The organism is Aggregatibacter sp. oral taxon 458 str. W10330 (genome assembly GCF_000466335.1).
Lineage (GTDB): Bacteria > Pseudomonadota > Gammaproteobacteria > Enterobacterales > Pasteurellaceae > Aggregatibacter.
In genome coordinates, this window is record NZ_KE952594.1 from 60,502 (window position 1) to 73,251 (window position 12,750).

Here is a 12,750-nt window from a genome sequence, read left to right on the forward strand (position 1 = left end):
ATTAAAAATCCACCGCACTTTTTTTCAGTGCGGTGGATTTTTCCTCTCTTTTTTAGATTTCGTACAACAAGTTGCACGCTACGTTTTTGCCGATTAAAGTTCGGTCACGATTTTATCAATTTCAGCTTTGGCGTGCGCCTGTGCCTTGGCAATCGAATCAGCGCCTAAGCCAATGCCTTCTGAATAAACAAATTGCACGTCGGTAATGCCTATAAAACCTAAAATGGTTTTTATGTATGCAGTAACAAGATCGGTCGATTGATTTTGATGGAAGCCACCAAATGCAGATAACACAAGGGCTTTTTTACCTTTTAATAAGCCTTGCGGACCGTTTTCGGTGTATTGGAATGTTACACGTGGACGGGCAATAAAATCAAAATAGCTTTTTAATTGTGTCGGGATGTTGAAATTATACATCGGCGCATTAATCACCACGAGATCCGCTTTTTGAATTTCCGCGACCAATTCATCGGATAACGCCAATAAGGCATTTTCGGCTTCTGTGCTTGGTTGACCACGAACGGCTGTGGCTGCCGTTGCATCGAAATGCGGTAATGGCTTTTTAGCCAAATCACGCACAACAATATTATTGTTATCGCCAAGCTTGCTAACCAAATAATCGGATAATTGGTTGGTTTGTGAATTGTCTGCCAAAATACTGGATTTTAATACAAGAATATTGCGCATATTTTTTCCTCTTGAAATAGTGAATAAAAAGTGCGGTCATTTTAATAGGTATTTTCGAAAGATAAATAGGGCTTTTAGAAAAGCATTATTCATGATCCGTTAATAATCCGAATGACAATTTAAACGCTATCATTCCTTTATTTATCACGAAAACTCACCGCACTTTTAAAGGATGGTGACCCTAAAAGATGACATCACACTGTCGTGCTTAGTTCACCATTGACTTATGCTTTCTTCAAAAACTCTGATTTCAGCATAATTTTGCCGCAATCCACGTTGTGGTCGCCACGGGCGAGGCGGATGCCTTTAAATTTAGTGCCTTTCTTTAACACTTCGGAAGATCCTTTAAGTTTTAAATCTTTGATGAGCAGCACATCGTCACCATCGGCGAGGAGATTGTCATTGCTGTCTTTGACGATAAGCTGATCATCGTCATGCTCCTCGGCTTCATTGCCGGTCCATTCGTGTCCGCAGTCCGGGCAGACAAATTGGATGGAATCGTGATACGTATTTTCGCCTTTGCAAGATGGGCAAATTGGATAGTCCATGTGTTTCCTCATTATTTAATAGTGGAATAAAAATTGAAATGCGCGCTATTGTAACGGAACAATACGCATTTGGGGGAATTATTTAGCCCGGCTTTATCTGCGTACTTTTGCCAATAGGCTAACGGAAACAATAATGACCAACGAGCCGATCCAGAAATTCAGCGTCGGCACGTTGTGCCAGAACAACCAGTCGCAAATACTGGAGAAAATCACGCCGGTGAAAGCAAATGGTGTGATGACATTGGCCGGAGCATATTTGAAAGCTCGGGTCAGCAATAATTGGAATACGAGGCCGAAACCGCCTACCAATAATAAAAGCACAAAACCCTGAGCGGAAGGGATTGTCCATTGCGTGGCAAAAAATAACGGTAACAAAAGGGAACCCAATAAATGGAAGTAAAACACGATATTTTTCGGCGAATTGTGCTTATTGAGCTCTTGCAGACTGATAAATGCCATAGCCGCGAGAAATGCCGCGCCTAAGGCATAACCGATGTGTTGCAATTCAAAATGCTTGGAAGAATCCGTCAGCATGATAATGGAGACGCCTGCAAAGCCAAGGAAGCTACACGCCAGCACGTTGAGCGGCGTTCTGGTTCGTAACACAAACAACAATAAAGGGACGAATAACGCCGAGGTATTCATCAATAACACGGCGATAGAAATCGGTAAGTATTTGATGGCGTAAAACGTCAGCAACATACTGGCAATGCCCGCGAGGTTACGCATAACAAGAAACGGCCATTGGCTGAGTTCGACCTTAAAATCACCGTCACGAATCATAAACGGTAATAAAAAAATAAAGCCGATCAAAAAGCGGGAAAATAAAATTTCGCTGGATGGCAATTCATCGGAAGCATATTTGACAAATACGCCCATTAACGCGATGCTGATATAAGCCAACACCATACAAATAATGGCTTTTTGATATGAAGTGGCTGTGAGTTTTTTCGGCATTGACAACATTCCTTGATTAGTAGCGCCAAAAGTGCGGTCACTTTTTAAAGTGTTTTTTCGTTTTCACTGTGAAGATGTTTTTCAATGTCATGCCAAAAACGTTGAAAAAACTCACCGCACTTTTGTCTCTCTTTAAATTCGGGGCTGGTGCTAATTTGAACCGCCTCTCCGAAATAGTCAAATGATAATTGATAGGCGTGCAAATAGGTGCGGTCCGCCACCTCTCCGCCATATAATTCGTCACCTAAAATCGGACTCCCCAAACTTTTCATGGCAACGCGAATCTGATGGGTTTTACCAGTTTTCGGATACAGAATGAATAAACGCAAATTCGGTGCTAAGCTGTGCGACACAAAATCGGTAATGGCGGGATTTTCTTTGCTTTGACAGAGTTTCCACGCACCACGACGGGCTTTTTGCATATCACCGCTGATTCTGCCCTGCTTTTTCTTCGGTTTTTGGGTGGATAGCGCTAAATAGGTTTTCTGAATCTGATGTTCGGCAAATTTACGCGACAACGTCATAGCTGCCTTTTCATTTAGTGCCAATATCAACAAACCGGACGTCACTTTGTCCAAACGATGCACCAACCAAACCTGCGGTACGCCCAATTGCTGCGCCACAAGCCGAGTTAACCCCACATCGGCATGATCTTTATGTACGCTTATTCCGTTAGGCTTATTTATTACAATAAAATCAGGATGTTGGAATACAATTTGAAATGTCATGACAGCAAAACCTCAAGCAATGATGCGCTGAATTATACCATGAAAGGAACAGCGGAAACTGCCTGCAATTAGGTGAAAAAACAGAAAAGTGCTATACTTCCCGCACTATACTCGTTTCATGCTGTCGTCAATTATGTTGGAAAGTTTGCTCATTATCTTGGTGCCGATGCTTATCGGTTACGCCTTTAAAATCAAAAATACAAAAATATTACAACAATTTGGCAAAATCACCATGCTACTGTTGTATATGATCTTGTTCATTATGGGCGTGTCCCTTGGGCAGCTGGATAATTTGGCACAACAACTGCCGCAAATTGGAATTTACGCGCTAACATTTATTGTTTTTATTCAAGGGCTAACCTTTCTTGGATTATTTCTCTATGACAAGCTGTTCCCCCAGCCTTTAGCCAAAACAACAGATAAAATGCCCTCTCGTTGGCGGATTGTGTTGGATTCGTTGAAATTATGTCTAGTGGTGATTGTTGGCTTTTTTATCGGATTATGGGGCAAAGGTTGGGTGAGCCTGCCGTTTGGTTCCAGCACTTATGTGTTAGTCGTGTTGATTTTTTGCGTCGGCATCCAATTACGCAATAACGGTATTTCTATTCGTGCCGTCTTTTTTAATCAACGTGGCATGATAACCGGTGTGATTTTTGTTTTAACATCGCTCCTTGGTGGCATTATCGGCGCGCAAGTACTGAATGTGCCTGTCGTGCAAGGGCTTGCGGTTTCTTCAGGGTTAGGCTGGTATTCGCTTTCCAGTGTCACCTTAAACAACGCATGGGGACCAATTTGGGGTAGTATTGCGTTTTTTAATGATTTATCCCGTGAATTGATTAGTTTATTTATTGTGCCGTTATTTATGCAACATTATCGCTCTACCGCCATCGGCTACACCGGTGCCACCGCCATTGATTGCACGTTGCCGATCATTCAAAAAGCCGGTGGCGTGGAAGTGTTGCCATTGGCGTTTAGTTTTGGCTTTATTACCAATATTGCACCACCTGTTTTATTGGTCTTTTTTACCTCGGTTCCTTTATAGGGTTTTCATTTTTTTATGACAATTGAACAAATTCTCGCTTATATCATCCCCATTTTCGTTTGGATGATAACCATCACCATCACCTTACGCTTAGTAATAAAAAAACAATCTGTCCCGACCATGCTCTCATGGTTGATTGTCATTTATGTGTTTCCTGTGGTGGGCATTATCGCCTATTTAATTTTTGGTGAAATCAATCTCGGCAAACATCGGGCTGCCATGTTTGAGCAACTCAAGCCTAAATACATGGATTGGTTCAAACACCTTTCTCATTGCGATAATTTGATCAATACGCAAACCAACCTGCTCTACCGCCCGATTTTTGATCTTGCCAATCAACGCCTTGGCATACCTTGCATTTTGGGCAACGAATTGCATATTTTGGATACGCCCGAAAGCATTATGCGAAGCATCATTCATGACATCAATCAGGCTGAAAAATCCATCAATATGGTGTTTTATATTTGGTCTGCTCAAGGCTTGGTGAATGAGGTCACACAGGCATTAATCAACGCTCGACAACGTGGCGTGGCTATTCATATTTTGTTGGATTCAGTAGGCAGCCGTGCTTTCTTAAAAAGCGCCGAATGCCAAGTCATGCGTGATAATGGCATTGAAGTGACGGAAACCTTGCACGTCAATTTATTCCGTATGTTCTTTAATCGTATTGATTTACGTCAGCATCGCAAAATTATTGTGATCGATAACCAAATTTCTTACACCGGCAGCATGAACATGGTGGATCCGAAATTCTTCAAAAAAGACAGCAACGTCGGTGAATGGATCGACATTATGGTGCGCATTAACGGCCCGGTATCTGCAGTATTAAACGGTTTACACGCATGGGACTGGGAAATTGAAACAGCCGCTAAACTTCCTCTGGAAGTGCCTGATTGCCCGCTTTTGCCGTTAGAACAAAACAACTCTCATGCAGTACAAATTCTCGCCACCGGTCCTTGTTTTCCTGATGATTTGATGGCGCAATCACTGTCGATTGCAATTTTCTCGGCGCGTAAAAGCATTGTGATCACTTCGCCTTATTTCGTGCCAAGCCATAATATCGCGGAAGCTTTACGCATTGCAGCGTTGCGCGGTGTGGATGTTTCTATCGTTATCCCCAAAGAAAACGACTCCCTCATGGTGCATTGGGCAAGTCGTACATTCTTCGATGATTTACTCGCTGCCGGCGTGAAAATTTATAATTTCAACAAGGGCTTACTGCATACCAAAAGTATGTTGATCGATAACCGATTAGCCTTGGTCGGTACCGTGAACATGGATATGCGCAGTTTCTTGCTGAATTTTGAAGTCACCATGGTGGTGGAAGATCCCGCATTTGCGAACGAAATTTCCTTATTACACGAAGGTTATATTAAAAACTCGGCACTCATTGATTATGCACAATGGCGCAAGCGTTCCGTTTATCAACGCATTATCGAAAAGCTCTTTTTCTTATTTAGCCCGCTTTTGTAAAACATCGCGTCTAATATCACTTTATTCCGTCACCACGCATAATCTGCGCTATACTAAGCGCCTTTTGAGAAACAGGAGAAGAAAAAAGAATGAAAAGAATAGAACAACTCTTTGCAAACAACTACCAATGGGCCACCCAAATGAAAGAGGAAAAATCCACCTACTTTCAAGAACTTGCCGAACATCAACAACCGCACTATTTATGGATTGGCTGTTCAGACAGCCGCGTGCCGGCAGAAAAATTAACCAACCTAGAACCCGGCGAACTCTTCGTACACCGCAATGTGGCAAACCAAGTCATTCACACGGATTTCAACTGCTTATCCGTTGTGCAATATGCGGTCGATGTTTTAAATATCGAGCATATCATCATTTGTGGGCATACCAATTGTGGTGGGATCCATGCAGCCATGAATGATCAAGATTTAGGATTAATTAACAACTGGTTATTACATATTCGTGATATTTGGTTTAAACACAGCCATTTACTGGGTAATTTGTCACCGGAACGCCGAGCCGATATGCTCACAAAACTAAACGTGGCAGAACAAGTCTATAACCTCGGGAGAACATCCATCATTAAAAATGCCTGGAAAAGCGGGAAAAAACTGTCCTTGCACGGTTGGGTGTATGACGTAAATGATGGCTTTTTAGTGGATCAAGGCGTAATTGCCACCAGCCGAGAATCCTTAGAGATTTCCTACCGCAATGCCATTTCGCGATTACTCAAATTAAATGAAGATGAAATGCTGAAAAAGCAGCATGAACAAGAATAATCTCTGATTGGCGGTCTTAGCACGGCTTAAAGTGCGGTCATTTTTCGAGGCAAATCGTGGCAAATTTCAAGAACGGGCATATTCGCTAGAATATCCCCAGAATATAGCTTAAAATTTAACGCTTATTTTCATCTTTTAACTCATGTTTATTATGCGGTATAAAAAACTCGTTATGTCTGTTTGTTGGTTCGCGTTTATGGTGAATACGGTTGTTGCCGCACCGCGCGTGCCTGAAGAACTGACGGATAACGGATTAATTTATTGCACTCACGCTTCCGGTTTTTCCTTCAATCCGCAAACCTCGGATGCCGGCACAAGCATGAATGTGGTAACTGAACAGATTTATAATAAACTTTTCGAGATATCCAATACGGCGATTCCAACGCCCATTTTGGCACAATCTTATTCGATTTCACCTGACGGCAAGATTATTACGATTTATCTGCGCAAAGGCATTAAATTTCATCATACCGATTGGTTTAAACCGACCCGCGATTTTAATGCCGATGATGTGGTGTTTTCATTAAATCGTGTGCTGGGCTATGAAACCTATTTGCCAACGCTGGAACAAAGTGCGGTGGATTATAAAAATCCGCAATATCGTATTTTTCATGAACAAGCGAAAAAAGTGCGTTTTCCTTATTTTGAAAGCATTAAGTTAAATCAAAAAATCGAATCGGTGAAAGCGTTAAATCCGCACACAGTGCAAATTACCCTATTTAAGCCGGATGCCTCCATTTTGTCTCACTTAGCCAGCCAATATGCCATCATTTTCTCACAAGAATATGCTGTGCAACTTAATGCGGACGATAATTTGGTGCAACTTGATTTATTACCGGTCGGCACCGGCCCGTATAAAGTCAAAAATTATTTCCGGAATCAATATGTGCGGTTAGAAAAAAACGAGGATTATTGGAAAAAAGACGCCAAAATTAAAAATATTATTATTGATTTATCCACGGATCGTACCGGGCGCTTGGTAAAATTTTTTAATGGCGAATGCCAAATTGCGTCCTATCCTGAAGTCAGCCAATTAGGTTTATTGAAGGAAAACGACAAACGCTATTATGTCAAAAGTGCGGAGGGCATGAATTTAGCCTATTTAGCCTTTAATTTTCAAAATGCTGTCATTCAAGATGAACAGGTTCGCCGTGCTATCGCACAAGCCATTAATCGCCAACGCATTATCAAAACCATTTATCACAATACGGCAACTGTGGCGAATAACATTATTCCGAATATTTCTTGGGCATCCAGCGTAAATACACCGGATTTTGCTTATGATTTTAATCCGAGCGAAGCCAAGAAAGTCTTACAAGATAAACAGCTCCATTTGAATATGTGGGTGTTAAATGAAGAGCAGGTTTACAATCCGGCGCCACTGAAAACTGCAGAATTGATTAAAGAAGATTTAAATAACGTTGGGGTGAACGTAACGATTCGTTCAGTAACGCGGACTTTTCTCATCGACCAGCTGAATAAAAAATCAGAAAACTACGACATGATTTTAACCGGTTGGTTAGCCGGAAACCTCGACCCTGATAGCTTTATGCGACCTATCTTAAGCTGTAACTCGGCCAGTGAAATGACGAACCTCTCCAATTGGTGTGATGAAGATTTTGATCAGTTGATGGATAAAGCATTAGACAGCCCTAATTTATGGGAGCGTGCCCACGTCTATAATCAAGCACAAGAACTTATTCTCTCCAAGCTGCCGATTGTCCCATTGGTGAATATGAAGCGGGTGCTGGTGGTAAATTCACGTGTTCGCCATATTGAAATGAATCCTTTCGGCAGTTTAAATTTCTCGACATTATCATTGCGTAAAGGAGAGAAATAATGTTGCATTCTTTTCTTCGACAAGGTGTTTTCCTGCTGTTAACGGCGTTTATGCTCTCTTTGCTAAGTTATGTGATTTTGATGCAAGATCCATTGAATGCCGAACTGGCTACGCCACACTTTTATCAGGGGTATATTCACTATTTAAACCGTCTTATGCACGGCGACCTTGGCATCAGTTATAACGGCGGTGATCCATTAAAATCCACCATTCTTACGGTGTTGCCGCCCACACTTGAGTTATGTTGTTGTGCGATTTTATTGGCCGTTATTTTTGGCATTCCCCTTGGGATACTGGGCGCTGCCTATCAAACGCATTTTATTGGAAAAACGATCCGCACTTTATCGGCTATTGGCACCGCCTTGCCGGTATTTTGGATAGCACCGATTTTATTGTATTTCTCCGCCATTAACGCTTGGCAAATTTCCGCCATCGGGCAATATAACCTCCTCTATGAAATCAAACCGCTGACCGGTTTCCCACTGATTGATGTCTGGTTTGTTGATGCTCCATATCGCATTAAAATGATTCAAAACGTCTTACAACATTTGGCACTGCCAACGTTAGTTCTCAGCATTTTACCTATGATGGAAATCGTGCGTTTGGTGCAACAACGTGTCGAAATCGTGCTTCAACAAAATTATGTCAAAATCGTCACCACTCGGGGTTGGTCAAAATTGACCATATTGCGCAAATATGTGTTGCGTAATACGTTGCCCTTACTCATTCCACAAATGACTCGCCTGTTCACCTTGGTCATCACGCAATGTATGCTGGTTGAAAATACCCTCGGCTGGCCGGGCATTGGGCGTTGGCTAATTGATGCGGTCACACAACAGGATTACAACAGCATTTCTGCCGGTATTATTACTATCGGGCTTTGTATTATTTTTATCAAAATTCTTTCGGAAACGCTTATTTTCATTGCTGATCCGTTAAATAAGAAGGGATGGTATGCGAAGTAAAGATCCAAAAGACTTTCGTGAAACGGGCACACTAAAACACATTTGGTCACTGTTCCGCCAAGATCGCATTGCGCTCTTTAGTTTCTACGCACTTTTGTTATTAATTTCGACCGCACTTTTGAGCCCGTTCATTGCGCCTTATTCTGCAGAGACGCAATTTATCGGACAAGAATTAATGCCACCCTCTTGGGCGGCAAACGGAGAAATCGCTTACTTCCTCGGCACAGACGATATTGGTCGCGATGTGCTAAGCCGTATTATCGTTGGAAGTACTTATACTGTGGGGGCATCACTCATTGTGATGATCACAACGGCAATTCTTGGCGGCGGATTAGGCATTTGGGCAGGGATGTCACAAGGAATACAATCACGCATTTTAGGCCATTTATTAGATACGTTTCTTACCATTCCCGTCCTTCTCGTCGCCATTATTATTGCGACATTAATGGAACCCGGTTTGCTCAATGCAATGCTTGCCATTACCTTAGCGCTACTGCCGTATTTTGTGCATGAAATTTACCGCAGTATTCAACTGGAATTAAAAAAAGAATATGTCTTAATGTTACGCTTAGACGGCATCTCAAAATGGGCTTTATTGAAAAGCACGATCTTGCCAAATATCGCCGTGCAATACATTCAAGAAACCTCTCGCGTCTTCACGATCGCCATTTTGGATATTAGCGCCTTAAGCTTTATCGCCTTGGGTGCTCAACGCCCGGCACCGGAATGGGGCGCAATGATCCGCGATTCTTTAGAATTAATTTATTTAGCGCCATGGACGGTACTCCTTCCCGGTTTTGCAATTATTTTCAGTATTTTAATTGGCTTGATGTTTTCTAACGGATTATGTCGTGCCATTAGCAAATATTACGAGTAGGTCATCATGGTTCTTTTGGATATTCGCAATCTTCGGATTGATATTAAAACGTCAAACGGATTAATTCGCATCGTTGATAACGTCAGTTTCACACTGAACGAGGGCGAGATTTGTGGCTTAGTGGGTGAATCCGGCTCCGGCAAAAGCTTAATTGCCAAAGTCATTTGCAATGCCTTTAAAGATTCCTGGATTGTTACCGCCGATCGTTTCCGTTTTAACGACGTTGAACTGCTCAAACTCACGCCGACCCAACGCCGCCAAATTGTGGGCAAAGAAATTTCCATGGTTTTCCAAGATCCGCTCACCTGCCTCGATCCAAGCCAAAAAATCGGCAAGCAGCTGATTCAAAGCATTCCGGGATGGACGTTCAAAGGGCATTGGTGGCAACGTTTATTCGGTTGGCGAAAACGCCGCGCTATAGAATTATTGCACCGTGTCGGCATTAAAGAACACAAAGACATCATGCGCAGTTATCCCCATGAGTTAACCGAAGGGGAAGGACAAAAAGTGATGATTGCCATTGCTGTGGCAAATCAACCGCGCTTGCTCATTGCTGATGAACCGGCCAATTCCGTGGAATCCATTACGCGCGTACAAATCTTCAAGCTATTATCCAGCATGAATCAAAACCAAGGCACATCCATTCTACTGGCCAGCAATGACATTAACAGCATTAGCGAATGGTGTGATGCGTTTGTGGTGCTTTACTGCGGGCAAAATTCAGAGTCCGGCCCCCGAGAAGCGATTTTAGAGAATCCTCATCATCCCTACACACAAGCGTTGCTACATTCGATCCCCGATTTTACGCAGCCGCTGCCTTTTAAGAGCCAGTTAGGCACGTTAAAAGGCTCGGTTCCGCTACTTGAAGAAATGCCGCTGGGTTGCCGCCTTGGTCCACGTTGTCCTTTTGCGCAAAAAAAATGTATTACGAAACCGACCGCACTTCGGGTGAAACAACATGAATTTTATTGCCACTTTCCGATTAATTTACGGGAAAAGAAAATAAAAGAAGCCGAAGTGCCGCAGCCGTTAACGCTCAGCAATGACACGCAGGAATAAAAGAACGAAATGCACTTACTACACGTTGAAAACCTGACAAAAACCTTCAAAAAAGATCTTGACCTGTTTGGCGACGGTTACTTTCATGCCGTGGAAAATGTGAGCTTTACCTTGGATGCCGGCAAAACATTGGCCATTATCGGTCGTAACGGTTCAGGCAAATCCATGTTGGCTAAAATGATTGTCGGCATTACTGAACCCACTTCAGGCAAAATCTTATTTCAAAATCAGCCCTTGATTTTTGGTGATTATACTTACCGCGCCAAGCATATTCGTATGGTTTTCCAAGATCCTAATACCGCCTTTAATCCGCGGCTTAATGTTGGTCAAATACTCGATGCGCCGTTGCTGTTAACCACATCACTTAATGAGCAGCAACGTACTCAAAAAATTTTTGATATCTTAACCTTAGTCGGGATGCACCCTGATCACGTGACGATTAAAATCAATACGCTTTCTATTAGTCAGAAGCAGCGTATTGCCCTTGCCCGTGCGTTAATTCTAGATCCGCAAATTATCATTATTGACGATGCCCTTGGTTCATTAGATGCAACGGTCAAAACACAGCTCACCAACTTAATGTTATCGTTACAAGAAAAATTCGGACTAACCTATATTTATGTGGGGCAACACTTAGGCATCATCAAGCATATTGCCGATGAAGTGTTAGTGATGGAAGAGGGTAAGATGATTGAATATGGCGACACTTATTCTTTATTTACTTCACCGCAAAGTGATGTGACCAAGCGCCTGATCGAAAGCCATTTTGGCAAAATTTTAGACGAAACCTCTTGGGGAGAGACGTTTTTACCGATGATCTAATCGCAAAGTGCGGTGGATTTTCACCGCACTTTCACTTGTGCCTAAGTCGCGCCATCTTGCGCAAACTTGACCTTGTCAATACATCGCTTGCACGTATTAACGCAATAATTCCAAGCCAAACTGATAAAGCTGATTTTTCTTGTAGCCATACAATTCCGCCACAATGGCAGCGGCTTTTTTCAACGGCAATTCTTGGCTAATTAAGGTTAGCGCGTGCATGGCTTGCGAAGAGATCGTTTCATCATTGTCTTCTTTTGACTCGCCTTCAACAATGACCACCATTTCGCCTTTGGTACGATTCGGATCTTGCGCCAACCAAGGGATTAAATCGGCTAATTTGTCGCCATGGATCGTTTCCCATGTTTTGGTAATTTCACGCGCCAACACCACATAACGCTCGCTGCCAAAGACACTTTGCATATCCGCCAGACTGTCTAAAATGCGATGCGTGGATTCATAAAAAATCAAAGTGCGGTCTTCTTTTGCCACGTTTTTTAATTTATCCACGCGGGCTTTGCTTTTTGCCGGTAAGAAGCCTTCAAAACAAAAACGATCGGAGGCAATCCCCGAAGCACATAACGCCGTAATCGCCGCACAGGCACCCGGCAATGGCACAACCTGAATCCCCGCTTGCCGGCATTGACGCACCACATGAAAACCGGGATCGCTGATTAATGGCGTACCGGCATCAGAAATCAACGCAATATTCACGCCTTGTAAAAGTTTTTCGACTAACGCACCGGCTTTTTGCTGTTCATTATGATCATGTAAGGTAAAAAACGGCTTTTTAATGCCGTAATGGGCTAATAATAAACCGCTGTGTCGGGTATCTTCCGCCGCAATGAGATCGACTTGTTGAAACGTTTCCAGCGCACGTTGCGTAATATCTTGTAAATTGCCGATAGGCGTTGCGACGATATATAAAATTCCGTTTGAATTGCTCATTTAGACTTCTTTTATTTGCTTTTAGTTAGGG

The 12,750-nt window shown here is 42.7% G+C and carries 13 protein-coding genes; 8 read left to right on the plus strand and 5 right to left on the minus strand.

Annotation, left to right across the window (positions count from 1 at the left end; all coding sequences use genetic code 11):
- Nucleotides 1–93 precede the first annotated feature (93 nt).
- The 4 genes from HMPREF9065_RS08250 to HMPREF9065_RS08235 all read right to left on the minus strand — a co-directional run bounded on the left by HMPREF9065_RS08250 (nucleotide 94) and on the right by HMPREF9065_RS08235 (nucleotide 2,920).
- A complete protein-coding gene (locus HMPREF9065_RS08250; protein WP_021615349.1) occupies nucleotides 94–687 on the minus strand; it encodes an FMN-dependent NADH-azoreductase in 594 nt (197 codons plus the stop codon).
- 224 nt (nucleotides 688–911) lie between these two features.
- Nucleotides 912–1,235 carry a zinc ribbon domain-containing protein YjdM gene (locus tag HMPREF9065_RS08245; RefSeq protein ID WP_033002381.1) on the minus strand — a complete coding sequence of 108 codons (324 nt, stop codon included), beginning with the start codon at nucleotides 1,233–1,235 and terminating at the stop codon, nucleotides 912–914.
- A 93-nt stretch (nucleotides 1,236–1,328) separates the two neighbouring features.
- Nucleotides 1,329–2,192 carry a DMT family transporter gene (locus HMPREF9065_RS08240; RefSeq protein WP_021615351.1) on the minus strand — a complete coding sequence of 288 codons (864 nt, stop codon included), beginning with the start codon at nucleotides 2,190–2,192 and terminating at the stop codon, nucleotides 1,329–1,331.
- Nucleotides 2,193–2,236: 44 nt separating this feature from the next.
- Nucleotides 2,237–2,920: a TIGR01621 family pseudouridine synthase gene (locus HMPREF9065_RS08235; RefSeq protein ID WP_021615352.1), complete on the minus strand. Its 684-nt coding sequence runs from the start codon at nucleotides 2,918–2,920 to the stop codon at nucleotides 2,237–2,239.
- 133 nt (nucleotides 2,921–3,053) lie between these two features.
- Here HMPREF9065_RS08235 and HMPREF9065_RS08230 point away from each other — a divergent pair, with 133 nt between their 5' ends.
- The 8 genes from HMPREF9065_RS08230 (at nucleotide 3,054) to HMPREF9065_RS08195 (ending at nucleotide 11,774) form a co-directional block, all read left to right on the plus strand.
- Entirely contained in the window at nucleotides 3,054–3,962 is a 909-nt protein-coding gene (locus tag HMPREF9065_RS08230) for a lysine exporter LysO family protein (protein WP_021615353.1), read from the plus strand.
- A gap of 15 nt (nucleotides 3,963–3,977) precedes the next feature.
- Nucleotides 3,978–5,435, plus strand: a complete 1,458-nt coding sequence (gene cls / locus HMPREF9065_RS08225) for a cardiolipin synthase (RefSeq protein WP_021615354.1) — start codon at nucleotides 3,978–3,980, stop codon at nucleotides 5,433–5,435.
- An 89-nt stretch (nucleotides 5,436–5,524) separates the two neighbouring features.
- Nucleotides 5,525–6,211, plus strand: coding sequence for a carbonate dehydratase (gene can, locus HMPREF9065_RS08220; protein WP_021615355.1), 687 nt, complete (start codon nucleotides 5,525–5,527; stop codon nucleotides 6,209–6,211).
- Nucleotides 6,212–6,362: 151 nt separating this feature from the next.
- Entirely contained in the window at nucleotides 6,363–8,051 is a 1,689-nt protein-coding gene (locus tag HMPREF9065_RS08215) for an ABC transporter substrate-binding protein (RefSeq protein WP_033002382.1), read from the plus strand.
- On the plus strand, nucleotides 8,051–9,016 hold the full coding sequence (locus HMPREF9065_RS08210) for an ABC transporter permease (protein ID WP_021615357.1): 966 nt from the start codon (nucleotides 8,051–8,053) through the stop codon (nucleotides 9,014–9,016). The genes HMPREF9065_RS08215 and HMPREF9065_RS08210 overlap by 1 nt, the downstream gene beginning before the upstream one ends.
- Nucleotides 9,006–9,893, plus strand: a complete 888-nt coding sequence (locus HMPREF9065_RS08205; RefSeq protein WP_021615358.1) for an ABC transporter permease subunit — start codon at nucleotides 9,006–9,008, stop codon at nucleotides 9,891–9,893. Before HMPREF9065_RS08210 ends, HMPREF9065_RS08205 begins: the two co-directional genes overlap by 11 nt.
- Before the next feature lie 6 nt (nucleotides 9,894–9,899).
- Nucleotides 9,900–10,952, plus strand: a complete 1,053-nt coding sequence (locus HMPREF9065_RS08200; protein ID WP_021615359.1) for a peptide ABC transporter ATP-binding protein — start codon at nucleotides 9,900–9,902, stop codon at nucleotides 10,950–10,952.
- A 9-nt stretch (nucleotides 10,953–10,961) separates the two neighbouring features.
- On the plus strand, nucleotides 10,962–11,774 hold the full coding sequence (locus HMPREF9065_RS08195; protein ID WP_021615360.1) for a peptide ABC transporter ATP-binding protein: 813 nt from the start codon (nucleotides 10,962–10,964) through the stop codon (nucleotides 11,772–11,774).
- Nucleotides 11,775–11,870: 96 nt separating this feature from the next.
- Here the strand turns inward: HMPREF9065_RS08195 and rsmI are convergent, their stop codons facing one another.
- A complete protein-coding gene (gene rsmI, locus HMPREF9065_RS08190; RefSeq protein ID WP_021615361.1) occupies nucleotides 11,871–12,719 on the minus strand; it encodes a 16S rRNA (cytidine(1402)-2'-O)-methyltransferase in 849 nt (282 codons plus the stop codon).
- Between the last annotated feature and the right edge of the window lie 31 nt (nucleotides 12,720–12,750).

Bases quoted from the DNA above. Each gene is read 5' to 3' on its own strand.
- HMPREF9065_RS08250 (WP_021615349.1), bottom strand. From the start codon at position 687: ATGCGCAATATTCTTGTATTAAAATCCAGTATTTTGGCAGACAATTCA.
- HMPREF9065_RS08245 (WP_033002381.1), bottom strand. From the start codon at position 1,235: ATGGACTATCCAATTTGCCCATCTTGCAAAGGCGAAAATACGTATCAC.
- HMPREF9065_RS08240 (WP_021615351.1), bottom strand. From the start codon at position 2,192: ATGCCGAAAAAACTCACAGCCACTTCATATCAAAAAGCCATTATTTGT.
- HMPREF9065_RS08235 (WP_021615352.1), bottom strand. From the start codon at position 2,920: ATGACATTTCAAATTGTATTCCAACATCCTGATTTTATTGTAATAAAT.
- HMPREF9065_RS08230 (WP_021615353.1), top strand. From the start codon at position 3,054: ATGTTGGAAAGTTTGCTCATTATCTTGGTGCCGATGCTTATCGGTTAC.
- cls (WP_021615354.1), top strand. From the start codon at position 3,978: ATGACAATTGAACAAATTCTCGCTTATATCATCCCCATTTTCGTTTGG.
- can (WP_021615355.1), top strand. From the start codon at position 5,525: ATGAAAAGAATAGAACAACTCTTTGCAAACAACTACCAATGGGCCACC.
- HMPREF9065_RS08215 (WP_033002382.1), top strand. From the start codon at position 6,363: ATGCGGTATAAAAAACTCGTTATGTCTGTTTGTTGGTTCGCGTTTATG.
- HMPREF9065_RS08210 (WP_021615357.1), top strand. From the start codon at position 8,051: ATGTTGCATTCTTTTCTTCGACAAGGTGTTTTCCTGCTGTTAACGGCG.
- HMPREF9065_RS08205 (WP_021615358.1), top strand. From the start codon at position 9,006: ATGCGAAGTAAAGATCCAAAAGACTTTCGTGAAACGGGCACACTAAAA.
- HMPREF9065_RS08200 (WP_021615359.1), top strand. From the start codon at position 9,900: ATGGTTCTTTTGGATATTCGCAATCTTCGGATTGATATTAAAACGTCA.
- HMPREF9065_RS08195 (WP_021615360.1), top strand. From the start codon at position 10,962: ATGCACTTACTACACGTTGAAAACCTGACAAAAACCTTCAAAAAAGAT.
- rsmI (WP_021615361.1), bottom strand. From the start codon at position 12,719: ATGAGCAATTCAAACGGAATTTTATATATCGTCGCAACGCCTATCGGC.